We start from the raw sequence: 20,146 nt of genomic DNA, 5'->3' as shown, positions 1-20,146 counted from the left end.
CACCGCCCGGAGCCCTCCCCGGTCGTCTCAGGCTGCGGCGGGTTCCGGCTCGGGGCCCTCCGGTGCCGCCGGCGTCGCCTCGCGCGCGGTGGTGACCGGCGACTCGTCGCCGTCGAGCAGCGCCGTCGCGAGCGTCGTGTACCCGTGCTCGGCGAACAGGACGGTGATGCGGTCGGGCTCGACGAGCGAGACGGTCCCCTCGCCGAACCGGTCGTGGACGAGCTGCTGGCCGACGTGCCACCTCGCGTCCTCGACGGTCTCGCTGCGCCCGGCGTCGCAGGAGTCGCACCGGCCGCACGGCTCGGGGTGCTCCTCACCGAGCAGGCCGAGCAGCACGCGACGGCGGCAGTCGAGGGTGTCGGCGTACGTGCGGACGAGGTCGACCCGGGACAGCTCGGTGGCCCGGCGCCGCTCGCGCGCGTCGGCGACCTGCTGCAGGACGGCGCGGACGGACGCCTCCGCGACCCACCGGACGGTGCCGTCGGCGGCCTCCTCGACGGCGCCCACACCCGCGAGCGCGCCGAGAGCCCGCGCGACGGTGCGGGTGCCGAGGTCGGCGGTCCCGGCGAGGCCGGACCGATCCAGCGGCCCCGCCTCCACGAGCGCCTTCGCGACGGCCTTGAGGGTCCCCGGCTTCGGACCGCTGCCGGAGCCCAGGTGACGGGCGACGGCGAAGTCCTCCTGCCGGTGCACGAGCACCGCCCGGGCGGGCTCGCCGTCCCGGCCGGCCCGGCCGACCTCCTGGTAGTAGGCGTCGAGCGACGGCGACGGTCCCGCGTGCACGACGGCACGGACGTCCTGCCGGTCGATGCCCATGCCGAACGCGCTCGTCGCGACGACCGTGTCGAGCTCGCCGGAGGTGAACGCGTCCTGCACCTCGGCCCGCTCGGTGCCGCGCAGCCCCGCGTGGTACCCGCGGACGTCGGGTCGCACGTCGGCGAGCCGCTCGACGAGCCGCTCGACCTCCGGCCGGGTCTGGGCGTACACGAGCACGGCGCCCTCGACGGTCGCGACCTCGTCGACGACCGCGTCGTCGGCGGACCGCTCGTCGGCGACCTCGCGACCGCCGAGCCAGATCTCGGGCCGGTCGACGTCGCCCACGACGACGCTCGCGTCCTCGACGCGCAGCGCCCGGCGGATCTCGTCGCGCACGTGGGGCGAGGCCGTCGCCGTCATGGCGAGGGTCCGGGGGCGGCCGACGCGCTCGCGGGCCGCGGCTACGGCGAGGTAGTCGGGGCGGAAGTCGTGCCCCCACTCGCTCACGCAGTGCGCCTCGTCGACGACGAGCAGCCCGACCTCGGCGCCACCGAGCGCGTCGACGACCTCGTCGCGGCCGAGCTGCTCCGGCGCGAGCAGGAGCACGTCGAGGTCGCCGGTCGCCGCCGCCTCCAGCGCCTGCCGGCGCTGCGCCGCGGTGCGCGCGGAGCTGACGGCGTCGGCGCGGTTGCCCGTCGCGCGCAGCGCCTCGACCTGGTCCCGCTGCAGCGACAGCGTCGGGCTGACCACGAGCGTCAGGCCGTCGCGCAGCCGGCCGGCGACGTCGTAGACGGCGGTCTTGCCGAGCCCGGAACGCGCGACGAGGAGCACGTCGGAGTGGCGGAGGGCGTCGAGGGCCTCCTCCTGCTCGGGACGGAGGCGGGCGTCCTCGCCGAGGACCGAACGGACGGCGTCGTGCCGGGCCACGCCCTGGCGCACAGGTGGGGTCACCGCGACGGCATACCCGATCCGCCGCCGGACCATGCCACGACGCGACCCCTCCCCGGCGGTCGCCCGTCAGCGGCGGCGACGGGCGGTGCCGAGCACCCCGCGGGTGATCTCGCGGCCGAGCACGGTGCCGGCGGACCGCAGGAAGCTCCTCACGGCCGAGGAGCCGAGGACCTGCTCCACCACGGACTCCTCGGGCGCCGGCGCCCGGCGTGCGCGCCCGGACGGTCGCGCCGGCTCCGGACGCGACGACGGCGACGGGCGGGCGGGCGTGTCCATGTCGTCCCACGTCTGCCCCGGCCCGGGTAACCCGTCACCCGGTGCCGGGGAGGGCGCCGGGGCGGGTCGTGGCGCACCTGCGGGCCCACCGGCGGGCGAGGCCAACCGGCCGGCGAGCCGCTCGTACGCCGACTCGCGGTCCACGGCCGTCCCGTACTCGGCCTGCAGCGGCGAGGCCGCGACGGTCGCGGCGAGCACGTCGGCGGGCGCGGGGGCCATCGACCCCTGGGGGGCCCGGAGCATCGTCCACGCCACGGGCGTCGGCGCCCCGCGCTCGGACAGCACGGTCACGACGGCCTCACCCGTGCCGAGCGAGGTGAGGAGCGCGCCGAGGTCGTAGTCGGAGACCGGGAACGTCGACACGGTCGCCCTGAGCGCCTTGGCGTCGTCGGGGGTGTAGGCGCGCAGCGCGTGCTGCACCCGGTTGCCGAGCTGGGCGAGGACGTCGGCGGGTACGTCCTTGGGCGTCTGCGTGACGAAGAAGACCCCGACCCCCTTGGAACGGATGAGCCGGACCGTCCGCACGACCTGCTCGAGGAACGCCTTCGGCGCGTCGGCGAAGAGCAGGTGCGCCTCGTCGAAGAAGAACACGAGCTTCGGCCTCTCGAGGTCGCCGACCTCGGGCAGGTCCTCGAACAGCTCGGCGAGCAGCCACAGCAGGAAGGTGGAGAACAGCCGGGGGCGGTCCTGCACCTCCGACAGCTCCAGGCACGTGACGACGCCCCGCCCGTCCTCGGTGGTGCGCAGCAGCACGGCGGGGTCCAGCTCAGGCTCGCCGAAGAACGCGTCGGCGCCGGCGGCCTCGAAGGCGGTGAGCTCACGGAGGATGACGCCCGCGGTCGCCTTGGACAGCCCGCCGAGCCCGGTGAGCGCCTCCTTGCCCTCGTCGGAGACGAGGTGCTGCACGACGGCGCGCAGGTCCTTGAGGTCGAGCAGCGGCAGGCCCGCGGTGTCGGCCCAGTGGAACACCAGGGCGAGGCTCGAGGTCTGCGTGTCGTTGAGGTCGAGCACCTTCGCGAGCAGCGTCGGGCCGAACCCGGTGACGCTCGCGCGCACCGGCACGCCGGTGCCGAGCCCGCCGAGCGCGAGCAGCTCGACGGGGTGCCCGGTCGGCTGCCAGTCCTGCCCGATACCGCGCGTGCGGGCGAGGAGCCTCTCCGACACCTCTCCCGGCACGGCGACGCCGGTGAGGTCGCCCTTGATGTCGGCGAGGAAGACGGGCACGCCCGCGGCGGACAGCTGCTCGGCCATCACCTGAAGGGTCTTCGTCTTGCCCGTGCCGGTGGCCCCGGCCACGAGCCCGTGCCGGTTGAGGACCGCCAGCGGCACCCGGACAGGCGCCTCGGGCCGCGGCACGGGGTCCGCGCCCGCCTCCCCTGCCACGAGCAGCGCCCCGAGCTCCAGCGCGGGGCCGTCGGTGCCGTAGGCCGCCGCGACGGCGGCGACGTGCTCGGCGTGCGGGTCCGTCGGGGTCACGTCGGTGGTCCCGCCGTCGGTCGCGGGGGCGTCGTCGCTCACGCGACGGATCGTGCCCCGCTCAGGCGGTGGCGCGCGACCCCTCCGGCAGCGCCGACCGCGGCGCGGGCACGCCACGCGTGCCGGTCGCCGGGACCCCGCGGCCGCGGACGTCCTCCTGCACGCGACGCAGGTCGGCGAGGGTGAGGTCCTCGTGCTCCAGCAGCGCACTCGCGACGGCGTCGACGAGGGCGCGGTTGGCGAGCAGGAGGCCGTAGGCGTCCTGGTGGGCCTCCCGCAGCAGCTCCTCGGCGACCTCCCGGACCCGGGTCGACACCTCGCCGCCCATGCGGACGGTGTCGTCGTCGACGAGCAGGTAGCCGTGACGGCTCATCCCGTACTTCGTCACCATCGCGAGCGCCCGTCGCGTCGCGGCGTCGAGGTCGCCGTGCGCGCCCTGCGTGTACTCGCCGTCGAGCAGCAGCTCCTCGGCGGCGCGGCCGGCCATCGACACCCGCAGCTCGGCGAGAGCCTTGGCGCGCAGCAGGAAGATGTCGTCGTTGCCGCTCATCCACGTCACGCCCCCCGCGGGACCGCGCGGCACGATCGACACCTGCACGGGGTCGTCGGCGTCCTCCAGCAGCAGCGCGGCGACGGTGTGCCCGGCCTCGTGCCACGCGGTCACCCGCCGGTCGAAGTCGGTGACGAGCGCGGACGTGCGGGCCCGGCCGAGGGCCACCGTCGCGATCGCGGCGTCGACGCACACGCCGTCGACCACGTCCTTGCCGCGCCGGGCGGCCTCCATGCACGCCTCGTTGACGACCTGCGCGAGCTCCGCGCCGCTCATGCCGGGCGTGCGGCGGGCGACGCCGACGAGGTCGACGTCGTCGGCGAGCGGCTTGCCCGCCGCGTGCACCCGCAGGATCTCGGTGCGGCCGTGACGGTCCGGCGCCGGCACCTGGATCTGGCGGTCGAGGCGGCCGGGGCGCGTCAGCGCCGGGTCGAGCACGTCGGCACGGTTGGTCGCGGCGAGCACGATGATGCGGTGGTCGGTGTCGAAGCCGTCCATCTCGTTGAGCATCGAGATGAGGGTGTTCTCCCGCTCGGTGTCGGCGCCGGAGTGCCCCGGCCCGCCGTCGCCGCGGGCCCGCCCGATGGCGTCGATCTCGTCGATGAAGATGATGGCCCCGCCGGCCTCGCGGGCCCGGTCGAACAGGTCGCGCACCCGGCGCGCGCCGACCCCCGCGAAGGTCTCGACGAAGTCGGAGCCGGCGAGGGGGAAGAACGGCACGCCCGCCTCGCCGGCGACGGCGCGGGCGAGCAGGGTCTTGCCCGTGCCGGGCGGACCGACCAGCAGCGCACCGCGCGGCGGGGTGGCGCCGACGCGGGTGAAGCGGTCGCCGTCGCGCAGGAACTCGACGAGCTCGCGCATCTCGGTGACGGCCTCGTCGCAGCCGGCGACGTCGGTGAAGCGCGCGCTCGGCACCTCGTCGACGGCCTTGCCCCGGCCGCGGCGCATGGCCCCGGGACCGCCGAGCCAGCCGCGGCGCACCGCCACGACGAAGAGCACGACGAGACCCACGACGAGCGCGAGGGGCAGCAGCCGGAACCACACCTCGTTCTCACGGCTCACCGGCGCGGTGTCCACCTCGACGCCCTCGGCCACGAGCCGCTCGGTGAGGCTGGCGGCGTACGCGGCGGGGTAGGCCGCCTGGACGCTGCGGCCGTCCTCGAGGTCGAGCACGACCGTGCTCGAGGCCTCCCGCAGGTGCGCGGCCTCGACGAGTCCGTCCTCGACCGCGGCGACGGCGGTGCTGAGCGGGACCGCGTCGGGAGCCTCCTCGCGACCGGAGACGACGACCGCCGCCGACAGGCCCGTCGCGACGGCGAGCGCGGCTCCGAGCAGTGCGAGACGGCGGCGGGTGCGGCGCGGGCGAGACGTCATGTGCTGAGCATCGGCTGCGCGTGCCGCGTCTTGACCCTGTCGGCGGAATCGGTGGACGGGTCCACGACCGAGCGTGCGTGCCGCTCCCCCGTACGGGGGCCGTGAGCGGCGCGCTCCGCGCCCCGTCCGTTCGCGCGGCCGCGCGGGCGGCGGCACGCTCTCGGCATGACGGACGGCGTGCTGGCGGGCTACCGGACCCTCGTGACGGGGGCGAGCAGCGGGATCGGGCAGGGCACGGCGGTCGCCTTCGGGGCCGCGGGGGCGCGCGTGGCCGTCGACTACCGCTCGCAGCCCGACGACGCCGAGGAGACCGTCCGCCGCATCGAGGCCGCCGGGGGCGAGGCCTTCGCGGTCCGCGCCGACGTCAGCGACCCCGAGGCGGTCTCGGCGATGGTCGAGGAGGTCTGCGACCGCTTCGGCGGGATCGACGTGCTCGTCGCGAACGCCGGGCTGCAGCGGGACGCGCCGGCACTGGAGATGTCGGTCGAGGACTGGCGGACCGTCCTCGACGTCAACCTCACCGGGCAGTTCCTCTGCGCGCAGGCCGCCGCCCGCCGCATGGTGCAGCAGGGCCCCGGCGCCGGGCCGGCCCGCTCGGCCGGCTCGATCATCGCGATGTCGAGCGTCCACGACGCCATCCCGTGGGCCGGGCACGTCAACTACGCGGCGTCCAAGGGCGGCGTCGACATGCTCATGCGGACCCTGGCCCAGGAGCTGGGTCCGCGGGGGGTGCGCGTCAACGCCATCTCGCCGGGCGCGATCAAGACGCCCATCAACGAGGACGCCTGGTCGACCCCCGAGGCCGAGCGCGAGCTGCTGCGCCTCATCCCCTACGGCCGGGTCGGCGTGGTCGAGGACGTGGCCGCGGCCGCCGTGTGGCTCGCGAGCGACGCGGCCGACTACGTGACGGGCACCACCCTGTACGTCGACGGCGGCATGACGACGTACCCGTCCTTCCGCGACGGCGGCTGAGGGACCTCAGCCCAGCCCGAGCCGGGCGCGGACCTCGGGACGCCGCAGCGGCGGCACCGTCGCCGGCGGCTGACGGCGGGGCGGGAGCGCCGCCAGCAGCCCCCGCGTCGCCGTCGCGACCTCCTCGACCGCGGCCGCGAAGGCGCGGGCGGCGTCACCGTCGGCCGGTGGGCGCGTGAGCCCGCTCACCTTGCGCACGTACTGCAGCGCGGCGGCGCGCACCTCGTCGTCGGTGGCGGGCGGCTCGAGGCCGCGCAGCTCGGTGATGTTCCGGCACATGCGCCCATCATGGGTCCGTGCGCGTCCTCGTGGCCCCCGACTCCTTCAAGGGCTCCGCCACCGCCGTGCAGGTGGGCGCGGCGCTCCGGGGAGGCTGGCTGGGCCGTCGACCGGACGACGACGTCGTCGTCGTCCCGTTCTCCGACGGCGGCGAGGGCCTGCTCGAGGCCGTCGCGGCGGCCGTCCCGGCCGGATGGTTCCGGGACGCAGGCCCCGTCACCGGCCCCGACGGGCGGAGGGTGCCCGGGCGCTGGCTCCGGCTGCCCGACGGGACGGCCGTCGTCGAGCTCGCGCAGGCGAGCGGCCTGCCGCTCATGGCCGTCCCCGACCCGCTGGGCGCCACCACGCGCGGCACGGGCGAGGTGGTGCGGGCGGCGCTGGCGGACGGCGCGACGCGGGTCGTGCTCGGCCTCGGCGGCTCGGCGTCCACCGACGGCGGGCTCGGCGTGCTGCGCGGCCTCGGGCTGCGCGTCGTGGACGACGTCGGCGCCGACGTGCCGGAGGGCACGCGCGGCCTGCTCACCGCCTCCCGCGTCGAGCGGACCGGGCTGGTCCCGGCGCCGCCCGGCGGCTGCCTCGTGCTCACCGACGTCGACAACCCCCTGCTCGGCGAGCGGGGCGCCGCGGCCGTCTTCGGGCCGCAGAAGGGCGCCGGTCCCGACGACGTAGGTGTCGCCGACGCCGCGCTCCGCCGCTGGGCGGACCTGCTCGGCGCGGACCCGGACGCCCCGGGCGCGGGGGCCGCGGGGGGCGTGACCGCCGGGCTCGCGGCGGTGTGGGACGTGCAGGTGGTGGGCGGGGCCGACTGGGTCGCCGACCTCGTCGACCTGCCGCGCCTCGTCGCGACGGCCGACCTCGTCGTGACGGGCGAGGGCCGCTTCGACGCCACGAGCCTCGACGGCAAGGCCGTCGGGCGCGTCCTGGCGCTCGCGGAGCGGACCGGGACACCGGCCGCGGTCGTCGCCGGCTCCTTCGGCGACGCGCCCCCGCCCGGGGTGCGGCACGTCGGGCTCGCCGGGCTGGCCGGGTCCGTGGCCGCGGCCGTCGCCGACGCCACGCGCTGGCTCGGCGCCGCGGGCGCGGCACTCGCCGACAGCGCGGAGGCAGCGGAGGACACGGGGGGCGCGGGGCGCTGACGCGGGGCAGGATCGGGCGGTGGTCCAGTCCGTCGAGCTGCTGCCCGGCGGCGCCGTCGAGGCATGGGTGCGCGCGCAGTGGGCGGCGCTGGCCGACGCTGACCTGCCGAGCCTCGCCCACCACCAGGGGGAGACGAACCGCCCGCACGTGACGCTCGCGGTGGCGGGCTCCGTGACGGCCGACGCCGAGACCGCGCTCGAGGCCGCCCTGTCCGACGGCGCGTGGCGGGCGGCGGCGGTGCGGCCCGGTGGCTTCGTCGTCTTCGGCCCGCACGGGCGCGGCGGCCGGTTCGTCCTCGCGCGGCTCGCCGTGCCGAGCCCGCCGCTGCTCGCCCTGCACGAGGTCGTCGCCCGGGCGTGGCAGCCCGCGACGGACGTCCCGCCGACCTCGCGGCCCGGCGCGTGGACGCCGCACGTCACGCTCGCCTCGCGCCTCACCGCGGCGCAGCTCGCGGACGCGGTGGTGGTCGCCGGCGCCGTCGCCGCGCCGGCGGCGTACGAGGCCGACACGGCCGTGCCACCGCGCGGGGTGCGGCGCTGGGACGGGGACGGACGCGAGGAGCGGTGGCTCACGGGCGTGCCGTGAGCCACCGCTCCGGGTGGTGCTGCTCCGTCCCGCCCGACCGGACCCCGTGGCCGGGCGGGACGGAAGTCCCTGTCAGGACAGGCCGAGCTGCCAGGTCTGCAGGTCGTCGGCCTTGTCGGCGAGCAGCTCGCGGAGCTCCTCGTCCTTGACGTGGCCGCGGACCTGGCCCTTGAGGCCGTTGAGCCGTTCCGCCGCTCCGGCGTGGTCGCCGGACTCCGCGAGCGCCTTGGCGGCCTCGTAGTGGCGGACGAGCTGGCGCTCGGCGTTCCGCGACAGCTCGCCGCTGTCGATGAGGTCGGCCATGAGCGTGTCGATCTCGTACCACGTCACGCAGTCGCCGCCGCCGTCCACGACGCCGGCGGTCCACTGGATGCCGCCGAGCACGTGCTGGAGGAAGGCGGGCTCCACGTAGGAGGCCTCGGTGTGGCCGCCCGCGGTGTACCAGGAGCGGGCGCCCTCGAAGTTGTGGCACCACGCGAGCGGGTGGTCCTCGCCCATGGCCGTGCGGCCGGGGTTGTACGTCGACTCGTCGATGTTCGTGAGCACCCGCACGTAGGGGCTCGGCGAGACGTTGAAGTTGTACCACTCGTCGAAGCGGGTCCACGTGCTGTCGAGGTGCTCGGTCGACGGGTGGGTCTGGTCCACGACGTCCTGGACGGCGGTCTGCTGCGCCGGGTGGCCCACGAAGCGGGCGCCACCACCGGTCAGCTGGCTGTACCAGGGGATGGTGTGCATGGAGTCCGTCGCCGCGTGGATGCCCGCGAAGCCGCCGCCGTCGCGGATGTAGCCCTGGAAGGCCTCCAGCTCGGCGGAGTCCAGCAGCGTCGGGCGCGCCGGGTCGAGGTTGTTCGTGCCGTCGACCGTGGAGACGAAGACGACGGTCTCGTACTTGTCGAGGCCGGCGTCCGTGAACGGCGTCGAGGTGAGCGTGCGCTCCGGCTGCTGCGGGTCCCAGACGTCGACGGTGAAGCCGTGCGCGTCGCCGAGGGCGATGATCGCGGTGGTGGCCTCGTCGATCGAGCTGTGGCGGAAGCCCAGCGTCTTGCCGACGACGAGCACGTCGTACTCGTGGTCGTCCGCGGCGGCGGGGAGGGCCGCGGCGGTCGGGGCGGCGAGGGCCACCGCACCGAGCATCGTGACGAGGGCGGTTCTGCGGGGTCGTCCCATCGAATGGCTCCTTTGCCTGTCGTTGGCGGCCCCTGGGTCCGGGGTCGCTCAGGCGACCGTAGGATCATCGGACCTATCGGTCAATAAATTGGAACGACAAACTTTAGTTCTGCCACCGGACGCGCTCGTCCGCGGCGAGGAAGGACCCGTATGACGAGGACGTCGACGCCCGCCGGCGGGGACGCACGCCCGGCGTGGCGCACCACGGTGCCGGCCGCGCTCGGCGGCGCTGCGGTCGCGACGCTGGTGACGGTCCTCCTGCTCGGCGGCTCGGGCGAGGACCCGGACGCGGACGCAGCCGGCGCGGCGGAGGCGTCGGGCGCGCCGTCGGTGTCGTCGGCCGTGGAGTCGATCGCCGCCCAGCTCGCGCAGGCGCAGGCCGCCGACGCGGCCGCCCTCGCCGAGGAGCTGGCCGGGTCGGCCGAGCAGGCGCAGCCCCACCTCGTCGACGTGCTGGCGGGCCTGGACGACGTCGTCCCGGTCGACGGCTCCGGTGGCGACCCGGCCGCCGCGGACCCCGCGTCGTGGACGGCCTCGCTGGAGACGGCGCACGACGAGCTCGCCGCCACGGGCACGGGCGCCGACGACCAGGGGGTGACCCGTGCGGCGCTGCTGGGCGGGGTCCAGCTGCTGCAGAACGCCGTCGCGCACCTGGAGGAGCAGGACGGGGCCGAGGCGCTCGAGGCCGCCGCCCGCGACCGCGACCGGGCCGTCGAGCTGTGGCAGGCAGGTGCCCTGCGGCTGGACTCCCTCGTCGTCGAGGCCGGCGGCGAGCACATCCACCTGTTCCTGCCGCCGGACGGCGACCCCGACTCGGTCCCGCCGGAGTTTCGCGACCCCCACGACGAGTGAGCGCGGCGGGGCTCAGAGCCAGCCGCGCCGACGGAACACGACGAACAGCCCGGAGCAGACCGCGAGCATGAGCCCGAGCGACATCGGGTAGCCGAACCGCCACGACAGCTCGGGCATGTACTCGAAGTTCATGCCGTAGACCGTGCCGACGAGGGTGGGGGCGAAGAGGATCGCCGCCCACGACGAGATCTTCTTCACCTCCTCGCTCTGCCGCAGGCTCTGCTCGTTCTGGCGCTGCGCGACGAGCGTGGCGTTGACCGTGAGGATCGAGTGCAGGAGCGCGCGGAACGCGTCGACGCGCTCGACGACGCGCACGGCGTGGTCCTCCACGTCGCGCAGGTAGCGGCGCAGCTCCTCGTCGACCGAGTGCCGCTCGAAGCCCGTCCGCAGCGCCTCGAGCATGCCGAGCAGCGGGTGCGTGGCGCGCTGGAAGTCGACGACCTCCCGCAGCAGGGCGTACACCCGGCGGGACACGTTCGGGTCGCCCGCGAACACCTGGTCCTCGATCTCGTCGATGTCGTTCTCGAGCCCGTCGACCACGGGGCCGTAGCCGTCGACGACCTCGTCGAGCACCGCGTACAGCACGGCCTCCGGTCCCCGCCGGAGCAGCCCGACGCCCTCGCCGTCGGTCTCCTGCTCCATGCGGGAGCGCACCCGCGCGAGGTCCGGGTTCTCGGCGTGCCGGACCGTCACGACGAAGTCGGGGCCGGTGAACACGTGCAGCTCGCCGAACTCGACCCGCTCCTCGTCCTCCAGGTAACGGGCCGGGCGCAGCACGGTGAACAGCACCGCGCCGTAGCGCTCGAGCTTGGGGCGCTGGTGGGCGTCGAGGGTGTCCTCGACCGCGAGCGGGTGCAGGTCGAAGTGCTCCGCGAGCGTGCGCACCTCCTCGTGGTCCGGCCGGTACAGGCCGATCCAGCCCATGCCGGAGTGCTCCTCGATGAGCCGGAAGGTCTCCCGCAGCGACTCCGGCCGCGCAACCCGTCTGCCCTCGGCGTAGACCGCGCTGTCCACCACGCTCACCGGACCACCTCCACCGCGGCAGTAGACCAGCCGGCGGCCGCACGCACTCCTGGGTGTCCGGTGTTAGGGGTAACGTCGACGGCGCCCCGACCGGAGCGTCCGGCCGGCCCCACCGCCTGAGAGGCCCCCATGGCAAAGACGCCACCTCGCCGCACCGCCGTGCTCGCCGCCGCGGTCGCCACGGCCGTCGCCGTGCTCACCCTGCTCGTGCCCGCCGCCTCGGCGGACACGGGCGCCCCCGGCGCCCGCTACGGCGCGACCCCGTTCGCCGAGCCGCTCGAGCCCGTGCTCGACCAGAACTTCCCGGACCCCGACGTGCTGCTCGTCGACGGGGTCTACCACGCGTACGCCACGAACTCCGGCGGGCAGAACGTCCAGCACCAGGTCTCGACCGACCTGGAGACGTGGACGGCCCGCCCCGACGCCGCCCCCGAGCTCGGCGACTGGGTCGGCGCGTGCAGCTTCGCGCCGGGCGGCGCGACCGACCGGTGCGTGTGGGCTCCGGAGGTGACCGAGGTCGACGGCGGCTACGCGCTGTACTACACCGCGCGCGACGAGGCCTCGCAGCGCCAGTGCATCGGCGTCTCGCTCGCCGACAGCCCCGACGGCCCGTTCGAGCCCGTCGGTGACGGGCCGCTCGTGTGCCCGACGGCGCAGGACCCGCCGGACCTCGGCGGCGCGATCGACGCCGGCACGTACTCCGAGGACGGCCGGCTGTACCTGCTGTGGAAGGCCGACGGCAACTGCTGCGCGAAGCCCGCGGTCCTGTTCCTGCAGGAGCTGTCGGCGGACGGCACGACGCTCGTCGGCGAGCCGGTCGAGCTGCTGCGCAACAGCGCGCCGTACGAGGGCGCCGTGGTCGAGGCGCCGACGCTCATCGAGCGCGACGGCACGTACTACCTCTTCTACTCCGCCAACGACTTCGGCGGTGGCGGGTACCGGACCGCCTACGCGACGGCGACGTCGCTGGAGGGCCCGTACACCCGCGGCGACGCCGAGCTGCTCACCACCGACCTGCTGCAGGGCGAGGTCCGCGGCCCCGGCGGGCAGGACGTCGTCGAGAACGCCGACGGCTCGCTGTCGATCGTCTTCCACGGCTGGGACCCGACGTACAGCTACCGCGCCATGTACGCCAGCGACCTGGAGATCGTCGACGGCACCCCCGTCGTCGAGGTCGCGCCGACGCGCTACCAGGCCGAGGACGGCGTGGTCCGCAACGCCCGCGTCGTCGGCGACACCTCCGCCTCGGGCGGGGAGAAGGTCGGCGGCCTCGACTTCGCCGACAGCTCCGTGACGCTGCGCGTGGTGGCCGAGCGCCCGGGTCCCGCGACGCTCAGCATCCGCTTCGCCAACGGGACCGTCGAGGACGGCGAGCGCGTCGCCGCCACGCAGAGCCTGCGCCTCAACGGCCGCGTGGTCGACACGGTCGTGTACGCGCACACGACGTGGGGCAACTGGCAGCGCGTCACCGTGCCGGTCGTGCTGCGCCCGGGCGTCAACACCGTCGTGCTCACCAAGGTGACCGGCTACGTCGAGCTCGACGCGGTCGACCTGCTCGCCGCCGACCGCGACCGCTCGCCGTCGCTCACCGTGCCGCCGACGGTGCCCGAGGACGCCGTGCGCTACGAGGCGGAGGACGGCGAGGTGACCGCGGCGCGGGTGCGTTCCGCGGCGGGCGCCTCCGGCGGCGAGGTCGTCGGCGGGCTCGACTTCGCCGACAGCGCCGTGACGCTGCAGGTGTACGCCGAGCACGCCGGCCCGGCCACCCTCGCCATCCGGTTCGCCAACGGCTCCGACCGCGGTGGCTACGCCGTGCCGGCCACGCACGACGTCCTCGTCAACGGCGAGGACGCCGGGACGGTCACGTACTGGCACACCCGCTGGGACAACTGGTCGGTGGTGGAGTACGAGGTGCGCCTGGACAAGGGCTGGAACACGGTCACGCTGCAGCGCGACACGTTCTACGCCGAGCTGGACGCGGTCGACGTCTACTGACCGCGCGAGTCACGCCCGACGGCGGCCGGATCCCTGCGGGGCCGGCCGCCGTCGCCGTCCGCGGGGCCCGCAGCCGGCCACAGCGCAGGACGAGGCGCCCCGTGGTGCCACGCCATCCGCCTCGTCGCGCACGGCGTCCTGCGCTGTGGCCGCCCCGGGACCGTCCCCTCACCGACCGGTCGAGTCGCCCTCCGTCCGGCGTCGAGCCGCCTCCTCCTCGGCCGACTCGAACAGCCGCATCCCTCCCGTGGAGCGCGCGCCGGAGAGGACCCCGGTGAGGGCCGTGACCGCCGCGGCGACCCCGACGACGACGGCCAGGTCGTCGGCCCCGCGCCGCACGAGCACGACGGCCAGCGCCCCGAGCACCATCGCGAGCAGCCAGCAGCGCAGCAGGCGGATGAGCGTCGCGGCCTGGGCGTCCGTCACGACACGACCGTCCGCCCGGCCGCGTCGGGCGCAGCCCAGTGGCGATGCAGCCACCCCGTCGGGACCTGCGGCAGCAGCAGCAGCGCCGCGAGCACGAGGCCGCCGCCGACCACCGGCAGGCCGTCGTAGTTGACGTACGCACCGGCGGGGCCGGTCACGACCAGGCCGAACATCCCGCCGACGACGACGGGTAGGAGCAGGACGTGGGGCACCAGCGCCATGACGCCGACCGCAGCCGCGAGCACCGCCGCCGCGACGACCCGCCCGCGCGCCGACCCGCGCGTCGTCACGAGCGCCGGGGCGGCGGCGAGCCCGAGCACGACGCCCGGCACCCACAGGTCCTCGCGCACCTGCCAGCCCGAGCCCGACGGTTGGAGCAGCACCGCGAGCGCGGCGAGCGGCAGCAGCACGGCGACGACGACGTCCGCCGTGCGGCGGGCGAGCACACCCGACGCCGCCGCGACGGCCACACCCAGACCGAGCGCCGTCGCCGGGTTCGCGGTCGCGAGAGCGGGCGGCACCCACTCGACGTAGCGGTCCGAGGTCATGCCCTGCAGCACGAGCACGGGCAGCGTGCCCGCCGCGAGAGCCGCCGCGAGGACGAGGGGCAGTCGTGAGGGTCGCGCCGCCGCGCGGACGGCGCCCACCCGGGCGGCGAGCGCCCCGGCGCTGCAGGCCACGACCGCGAGGCACACGCCGGCCACGAGCACGGACCCGCCGTCGACGACCGGACCCAGCACCACGTTCGCCACGACCACCGCCGCGGCCGCGCCGGCGGCCCCCGCGAGCGCCTCCCGGCGCCGGAGCGCCGACAGCCCGACGAGCACGCCGCAGACGACGACCACCATGGCGGCGAGGCGCGCGTCGTGCGCCACGAGCGCGAGCTCGTCCTGGCCGGGCATGTCGGGGGTGTGCCCCGGCCCGAGGGCACGGGCCTCCGCCGCCTGCACCGCGCCCATCGAGGTCGCGGCGAGCGCCCACGCCCACGAACCGAGCACCACGACAACGGCACCGCCGGCCACCGGCGCCACGGCCCCTCGAGCCCCGCTCACGCGGGAAGTGTGGTCCACCGGCGGCCGCGGCGTCCGTCGAACCGGCTACTCGGACCCGGCGACACGGTCAGCCGGCCCGGACGCACGGACGCCGGGCCCCGCGGGACCCGGCGTCGGCTGGCGGTGACGGTGGGATTTGAACCCACGGAGGAGTTGCCCCCTCACACGCTTTCGAGGCGTGCTCCTTAGGCCGCTCGGACACGTCACCGCCGACGAGGGTACCGGGCAGCGGGGTCTGCCTCGAACCGCCCGGACCACGGCTGTCGGACTCCCGGGACACACTGCGGCCATGACGGCGGACCCGGACCTGGTCCAGCGGTTGCGTGCGCTCGTGGGCGAGCAGCCGGGCACCGCGGAGCGGCGCATGTTCGGTGGCGTCGCGTTCCTCCTCGACGGGCACATGGCCGTCGGCGCGAGCGGCGCCGGCGGGCTGATGGTGCGTGCGGACCCGGCGGACCTCGACGACCTGCTGCGCGAGCCGGGTGCCCACCCCTTCGAGATGCGCGGGCGCCCCATGCGGGGCTGGCTGCGGGTGGACGCGTCCGCGGTGCCCGACGACGAGGCGCTCGGGCGGTGGGTCGACGTCGGCGTCGGGTTCGTGCGCACGCTGCCTGCGAAGCCGACGGACTGAGCTCCTCTCACCGCCGTCCGGCGAAGAACCCCCGCAGCAGCGCCGACGACTCCTCGGCGAGCAACCCGCCGAGCACCTCGACCCGGTGCAGCGACAGCGGGTCCCGGACGAGGTCCCACACCGACCCGCACGCGCCGGCCTTGTCGTCCCACGCACCGAAGACGCACCGGGCGACCCGGGCGGCCACGAGGGCGCCGGCGCACATGACGCACGGCTCGAGCGTCACGACGAGGGTCGCCCCGCCCAGCCGCCAGCCGTCCCCAAGCGACCCGGCGGCGGCGCGGAGCGCCTCGACCTCCGCGTGGGCGGTCGGGTCGCCCAGCTGCTCGCGCCGGTTGCGCCCCGCGCCGAGCACGTCCCCGGACGGCGACAGGACGACCGCCCCGACGGGCACGTCAGCGTGGGCGAGGCACGCCTCGGCGAGGTCGAGGGCCTGCCGCATGGCGGCCTCGACCACCGGCGCGACGGGCACCCGGCCGGGCCCGCGGGAGACGGTCAGCGCAGGGTCTCGAGCAGGTCGAGGAACCCGACGCGCTCACCGAGCTCGGTGAGCGCCCGCGCGGGGTCGTCGGCGTCGTCCTCGACGACGGTCTTGAGCGTCTCACCGCCGACGCCCATGTCCTCCAGCAGCGAGAGGTCGCCGGCCCACGGCACCTCGGTCACCGCGGGCGCGTCCTCCTCGGACTCCGAGGCGGAGGAGTCCTCCTCGTCGTCGTGGTAGCCGTAGCCGCTGTCGAAGCCGTCGGTCGCCCCGCCGGGGACGAGGCCGGCCGCTCGCAGTGAGCCCGCGTCGGACCACACGTCAGGGTCGGCGAAGACGCCGGAGAAGCGCGAGCTGCGCGCCGCCGGGAGGTCGGACACGAACACGCGCGCGTCGTCGTCGCCGTCGACGCGGACGAGCGCGAACCACTCGTCCTCGCGCTCGAGCACGACGATGCCGGTGCCGCCGTCGACCTGGTCGCGCACGGTGTCGACGAGCTCGTCGAGGGAGTCGACCTCCATGAGGTCGGCGTCACGCGAGCCCCACGACCGGCCGCTGGGCACGAGCAGGGCGGTGAAGTACGACACCTGAGCATCCTGGCACCAACCCGACACCCCACGGCAAGTACCGGCACGGGCACGGAGGGTCGGCTCGGAGGTCGGTTCGGAGGTCGGCGCGCCGGCTCCCCCGCCAGGGGTCGGTACCGTGCGCCCATGCGCGTGCACGTCGCCGACCACCCCCTCGTCGCCCACAAGCTGTCGACGCTGCGCGACGAGCGCACCGACTCGCCGACCTTCCGCCGCCTCGCGGAGGAGCTCGTCACGCTGCTGGCGTACGAGGCGACGCGCGACGTCGCCACGGAGGAGGTGTCGGTCACGACGCCGCTCACCACGACGACGGGGGTGCGGCTGGCCAGCCCCAAGCCGATCGTCGTCCCCATCCTCCGGGCCGGGCTCGGCATGCTCGACGGCATGGTGCGGCTGCTCCCGACGGCCGAGGTCGGCTTCCTCGGCATGATGCGCGACGAGTCGACGCTCAAGCCCGCGACCTACGCCAACCGGCTCCCCGACGACCTGTCGGGCCGGCAGTGCTACGTGCTCGACCCGATGCTCGCGACGGGCGGCACGCTCGCGATGGCCGTCGACTACCTGCACGACAAGGGCGCCCGCACCATCACCGCGATCTGCCTGCTCGGCGCACCGGAGGGCGTGGAGGCGCTCGAGCGCCACGTCGGCGACGACGTCGACCTCACCGTCGTGCTCGCCGGCCTCGACGAGCGCCTCGACGAGCGCGGCTTCATCGTGCCGGGGCTCGGCGACGCCGGTGACCGGCTGTACGGCGTGGTGTGAGGCCGAGGCCGTCGAGGCCGGGACCGGCACGACGGCGTGGCGCGTGGACTCGGCCGCTCCGACGTGGTGATGCTGTGGGCTGCAGCCGTGTGCGCGGCGGCACGGCCGGACGAGACGTGAGGAGGCCCGGGTGCGACGCGTCCTGAAGTGGGCCCTGTGGATCTTCGTGATCTTCCTCGTCTACGCGATCTTCAACAGCCCGGCCCAGGCGGCGGGCATCGTCGTCAGCGCCTTCGAGGGCATCGGCGCCGCCGTCGGCGCGGTCTTCGCCTTCTTCGACGAGATCCTCCGGCAGTCCGGCGGCACCCCCGTCGGGGAGTGACACCGTGCGCCTGCCGTGGCGCCGTCGGCGCGAGCGCGTCGGACCCCTGACCCTGCAGGGCCGCCAGCCCGAGGCGGTCGTCACGCGCAGCTCCCCGACGGTCCGCCTGCCGCGCGTCGCCGTGCCGCGCTTCGACGGCCTCGGTGACCCCCCGGACGGTGCCCTCACCGACGACGACTGGGTCGCCGGCGAGGAGCCCGGCCCCTTCACCCCACCGCCCGTGCCCCGCGAGTTCGACCTCGTGAGGCGGCGCATGGGCACCGGCCTGGTCCCGGGCGAGCGGGTCCTCGTCGCGCAGCACCGGCACCCTGTCGTGCTGCTCGAGCCCGTGCTGCTGCCCTTCGCGGTCCTGCTCGGCTTCGGCACCGTGACGCCGTACCTGGGGTCGCTCGACCTGCTGCGCAACCTCATCGTGCTCGGCTGGTTCGCGCTGACGGTCCGCGCCGGCTGGCGCTTCGCGGAGTGGGGCCGCGACTGGTTCGTCGTCACCGACCGCCGGCTCCTGCGCCTGCACGGCATCCTCGACACCAAGCGGGACATGATGCCGCTGCAGAAGGTCACGGACATGGCCTTCGAGCGCCCGGTGTGGGGCCGGATCATCGGCTACGGCACGTTCATCCTCGAGTCCGCCGGCCGCGAGCAGGCGCTGCGGGAGATCCGTTACGTCCGCGAGCCGGAGCGGACGTACGAGGCGATCTGCGTGCAGATCTTCACGCGCCCCGTCAGCTACCGCGGGCCGGGCGAGGGCACCGACGGCCAGGGGTACCGCCCCGAGCGCCCGCGGCGGGACCCCCGGGACGACGAGCCCGCCGCCTCCTCGCGCGAGGCGCGTGAGAGCCGGCAGACCCGCGCACCACGGACCGGGCCGGACGCGGGGTACGACAGGCGCGGGGCCGGGGCCGCGGCGCGCCGCACGTCCCGGCGCGACACCCCCGCCGAGGACGCCGACGGCTACCGGTGAGCCGGCTCCTCCTGCTCGGCACCGGGTCGGCGGACGGCTGGCCGAACGCGTTCTGCCGCTGCGCGTCGTGCGAGGACGCGCGCGGGCGCGGCGTGGTGCGGGGCCAGAGCGCGGCGCTGCTGGACGGCACCGTCCTGCTCGACTGCGGGCCGGAGGTGCCCAGGGCCGCGGTCCGGGCGGGCGCGGACCTGGGCGGGGTGCGCCTCGTGCTGCTCACGCACGCGCACCCCGACCACACGTCCCCGGCCGCGCTGCTGTGGCGGTCGTGGGCCGGTGCCGACGAGCCGCTCGTCGTCGCCGGGCCCGAGCCGGCCGTCGCGCCTCACGCCGACTGGCTGGCCCCGGGCTCCCCGGTGCGCCTCGTCCCGCTGTCGCCGGGTGACGACCTGCGGGTGGACGGCCCGTCCGGCGCCTACCGGGTGCGCGCGGTGGCCGGCGCCCACGAGGTGCCGGCGCTGCTGTACCTGCTCGACGCCCCCGACGGCGGCCGCGTCCTGTACGCCACCGACACCGGTCCCCTGCCGCCCGCGACGCTGGCCGCCCTGGAGGGCGCCGAGGTCGACCTGCTCGTGCTCGAGGAGACCTTCGGCGACCGCGCCGACCACGGCACGGGCCACCTCGACCTCACGACCTTCCCGCGCGTCCTCGCCGACCTGCGCCGCGCCGGTGCGGTGACGGACCGCACCCGGGTGGTCGCGACCCACCTCTCGCACCACAACCCGCCCCTGCCGCAGCTGCACGAGCGGCTGGCCGCGTGGGGCGCGGAGGTCCACCCGGACGGCACGGTGCTGGGTGTGGGCGCCGACGCGGCGCAGCCGGAGCACGACGGCCACGCGGCGACGACGCCCCCTCGTCGCACGCTCGTGCTCGGCGGCGCCCGCTCGGGCAAGTCGACGCACGCGGAGCGGCTGCTCGCCGACCGCGACGACGTCGTCTACGTCGCTACGGCCGGCGCCCTGCGCGGCACCGACGGCAGCGCCCCGGGACCCGCGGACGCCGAGTGGGCCGACCGGGTCGCCGCGCACCGGGCCCGCCGCCCCGCGTCGTGGACGACCCTGGAGACCGCCGACCTCGTCCCGCTGCTGCGCTCCGCGGGACCGCCCCTGCTCGTCGACTGCCTCGCGCTGTGGGCGACGGCCCGCCTCACCGACGCCGGGGCGTGGGACGAGGGGGCCTGGCGCGCCGGGACCGCCCGCGAGCGGTGGAGCACCGCGGTGGACGACCTGCTCGGGGCCTGGCGCGCCACCACGAGGACGGTCGTCGCGGTCTCCAACGAGGTCGGCGGTGGTGTCGTCCCCGCGACCTGGTCCGGCCGGCTGTTCCGCGACGAGCTCGGGCGCCTCAACGCCGCGGTGGCCGCCGCGAGCGAGCGGGTCGAGCTCGTCGTGGCCGGGCACGCGCTCCGGCTGCGCGGCTGAGGCCGGTCGAGGCACTGCGACCCGTCCCGCCCTCCCGACGTGCACGAGCGGCCGGGTCGGACGAGGGTTCGTCCTGACCGGACGGACCCGGCGGAGCAGCCGCCGGGCCGTCA

20 protein-coding genes and 1 tRNA gene are annotated in these 20,146 nt (G+C 76.0%); 10 read left to right on the top strand and 11 right to left on the bottom strand.

Annotation, left to right across the window (positions count from 1 at the left end; genetic code table 11):
• Positions 1-27: 27 nt before the first annotated feature.
• From WAA21_RS06835 to WAA21_RS06825, 3 genes are all read right to left on the bottom strand, one after another.
• Positions 28-1,707, bottom strand: coding sequence for a RecQ family ATP-dependent DNA helicase (locus WAA21_RS06835; RefSeq protein WP_336922026.1), 1,680 nt, complete (start codon positions 1,705-1,707; stop codon positions 28-30).
• Positions 1,708-1,773: 66 nt separating this feature from the next.
• Positions 1,774-3,501 carry a helicase HerA-like domain-containing protein gene (locus tag WAA21_RS06830; protein ID WP_442893243.1) on the bottom strand — a complete coding sequence of 576 codons (1,728 nt, stop codon included), beginning with the start codon at positions 3,499-3,501 and terminating at the stop codon, positions 1,774-1,776.
• A 19-nt stretch (positions 3,502-3,520) separates the two neighbouring features.
• Positions 3,521-5,383: an ATP-dependent metallopeptidase FtsH/Yme1/Tma family protein gene (locus tag WAA21_RS06825; RefSeq protein ID WP_336922025.1), complete on the bottom strand. Its 1,863-nt coding sequence runs from the start codon at positions 5,381-5,383 to the stop codon at positions 3,521-3,523.
• A 165-nt stretch (positions 5,384-5,548) separates the two neighbouring features.
• On the opposite strand from WAA21_RS06825, the gene WAA21_RS06820 reads away from it, so the two are divergent.
• The gene (locus tag WAA21_RS06820) at positions 5,549-6,355 is read left to right on the top strand and encodes an SDR family oxidoreductase (protein ID WP_336922024.1); all 807 of its coding nucleotides are present in this window, start codon (positions 5,549-5,551) and stop codon (positions 6,353-6,355) included.
• A 6-nt stretch (positions 6,356-6,361) separates the two neighbouring features.
• Here the strand turns inward: WAA21_RS06820 and WAA21_RS06815 are convergent, their stop codons facing one another.
• Complete coding sequence (locus tag WAA21_RS06815) at positions 6,362-6,634, bottom strand: DUF2277 domain-containing protein (RefSeq protein WP_336922023.1); 273 nt, start codon at positions 6,632-6,634, stop codon at positions 6,362-6,364.
• Between the two features lie 17 nt (positions 6,635-6,651).
• Here WAA21_RS06815 and WAA21_RS06810 point away from each other — a divergent pair, with 17 nt between their 5' ends.
• Both WAA21_RS06810 and WAA21_RS06805 read left to right on the top strand, forming a co-directional pair.
• The gene (locus tag WAA21_RS06810) at positions 6,652-7,770 is read left to right on the top strand and encodes a glycerate kinase (protein WP_336922022.1); all 1,119 of its coding nucleotides are present in this window, start codon (positions 6,652-6,654) and stop codon (positions 7,768-7,770) included.
• Positions 7,771-7,789: 19 nt separating this feature from the next.
• Positions 7,790-8,356: a 2'-5' RNA ligase family protein gene (locus WAA21_RS06805; RefSeq protein WP_336922021.1), complete on the top strand. Its 567-nt coding sequence runs from the start codon at positions 7,790-7,792 to the stop codon at positions 8,354-8,356.
• A gap of 72 nt (positions 8,357-8,428) precedes the next feature.
• Here WAA21_RS06805 and WAA21_RS06800 read toward each other — a convergent pair whose 3' ends face one another.
• Positions 8,429-9,523: a ThuA domain-containing protein gene (locus WAA21_RS06800; protein WP_336922020.1), complete on the bottom strand. Its 1,095-nt coding sequence runs from the start codon at positions 9,521-9,523 to the stop codon at positions 8,429-8,431.
• A gap of 150 nt (positions 9,524-9,673) precedes the next feature.
• Between WAA21_RS06800 and WAA21_RS06795 the strand changes: the two genes are divergently transcribed.
• Complete coding sequence (locus WAA21_RS06795) at positions 9,674-10,375, top strand: hypothetical protein (protein ID WP_336922019.1); 702 nt, start codon at positions 9,674-9,676, stop codon at positions 10,373-10,375.
• A gap of 12 nt (positions 10,376-10,387) precedes the next feature.
• On the opposite strand, the gene WAA21_RS06790 is transcribed toward WAA21_RS06795, so the two are convergent.
• Positions 10,388-11,398 carry a magnesium and cobalt transport protein CorA gene (locus WAA21_RS06790; RefSeq protein ID WP_336922018.1) on the bottom strand — a complete coding sequence of 337 codons (1,011 nt, stop codon included), beginning with the start codon at positions 11,396-11,398 and terminating at the stop codon, positions 10,388-10,390.
• A gap of 129 nt (positions 11,399-11,527) precedes the next feature.
• Here WAA21_RS06790 and WAA21_RS06785 point away from each other — a divergent pair, with 129 nt between their 5' ends.
• Positions 11,528-13,393, top strand: coding sequence for a family 43 glycosylhydrolase (locus WAA21_RS06785; RefSeq protein ID WP_336922017.1), 1,866 nt, complete (start codon positions 11,528-11,530; stop codon positions 13,391-13,393).
• A gap of 168 nt (positions 13,394-13,561) precedes the next feature.
• On the opposite strand, the gene WAA21_RS06780 is transcribed toward WAA21_RS06785, so the two are convergent.
• The 3 genes from WAA21_RS06780 to WAA21_RS06770 form a co-directional block, all read right to left on the bottom strand.
• Entirely contained in the window at positions 13,562-13,819 is a 258-nt protein-coding gene (locus tag WAA21_RS06780; protein WP_336922016.1) for a hypothetical protein, read from the bottom strand.
• Positions 13,816-14,871, bottom strand: a complete 1,056-nt coding sequence (locus WAA21_RS06775) for a hypothetical protein (RefSeq protein WP_336922015.1) — start codon at positions 14,869-14,871, stop codon at positions 13,816-13,818. Before WAA21_RS06775 ends, WAA21_RS06780 begins: the two co-directional genes overlap by 4 nt.
• 118 nt (positions 14,872-14,989) lie before the next feature.
• Positions 14,990-15,079, bottom strand: a tRNA-Ser gene (locus WAA21_RS06770).
• A gap of 81 nt (positions 15,080-15,160) precedes the next feature.
• Here WAA21_RS06770 and WAA21_RS06765 point away from each other — a divergent pair.
• Complete coding sequence (locus WAA21_RS06765) at positions 15,161-15,502, top strand: TfoX/Sxy family protein (protein ID WP_336922014.1); 342 nt, start codon at positions 15,161-15,163, stop codon at positions 15,500-15,502.
• Between the two features lie 7 nt (positions 15,503-15,509).
• Here the strand turns inward: WAA21_RS06765 and WAA21_RS06760 are convergent, their stop codons facing one another.
• Complete coding sequence (locus WAA21_RS06760; protein WP_336922013.1) at positions 15,510-15,944, bottom strand: nucleoside deaminase; 435 nt, start codon at positions 15,942-15,944, stop codon at positions 15,510-15,512.
• A 53-nt stretch (positions 15,945-15,997) separates the two neighbouring features.
• Positions 15,998-16,570: a tRNA adenosine deaminase-associated protein gene (locus WAA21_RS06755; RefSeq protein WP_336922012.1), complete on the bottom strand. Its 573-nt coding sequence runs from the start codon at positions 16,568-16,570 to the stop codon at positions 15,998-16,000.
• Positions 16,571-16,696: 126 nt separating this feature from the next.
• Here WAA21_RS06755 and upp point away from each other — a divergent pair, with 126 nt between their 5' ends.
• The 4 genes from upp to WAA21_RS06735 all read left to right on the top strand — a co-directional run bounded on the left by upp (position 16,697) and on the right by WAA21_RS06735 (position 20,033).
• Positions 16,697-17,332 carry a uracil phosphoribosyltransferase gene (upp, locus tag WAA21_RS06750; protein WP_336922011.1) on the top strand — a complete coding sequence of 212 codons (636 nt, stop codon included), beginning with the start codon at positions 16,697-16,699 and terminating at the stop codon, positions 17,330-17,332.
• 130 nt (positions 17,333-17,462) lie between these two features.
• Positions 17,463-17,654, top strand: coding sequence for a hypothetical protein (locus WAA21_RS06745; protein WP_336922010.1), 192 nt, complete (start codon positions 17,463-17,465; stop codon positions 17,652-17,654).
• A 4-nt stretch (positions 17,655-17,658) separates the two neighbouring features.
• Positions 17,659-18,615 (top strand): PH domain-containing protein, encoded by a 957-nt coding sequence (locus WAA21_RS06740; protein WP_336922009.1) that lies wholly within the window; start codon positions 17,659-17,661, stop codon positions 18,613-18,615.
• The gene (locus tag WAA21_RS06735; RefSeq protein WP_336922008.1) at positions 18,612-20,033 is read left to right on the top strand and encodes a bifunctional adenosylcobinamide kinase/adenosylcobinamide-phosphate guanylyltransferase; all 1,422 of its coding nucleotides are present in this window, start codon (positions 18,612-18,614) and stop codon (positions 20,031-20,033) included. Before WAA21_RS06740 ends, WAA21_RS06735 begins: the two co-directional genes overlap by 4 nt.
• The last annotated feature ends 113 nt before the right edge of the window (positions 20,034-20,146 follow it).

This window comes from Aquipuribacter sp. SD81 (assembly GCF_037153975.1).
Taxonomy (GTDB): Bacteria; Actinomycetota; Actinomycetes; order Actinomycetales; family JBBAYJ01; genus Aquipuribacter.
The sequence above is the reverse complement of the archived record's forward strand: the minus strand, read 5'-3'. Positions and strand labels throughout refer to the sequence as shown.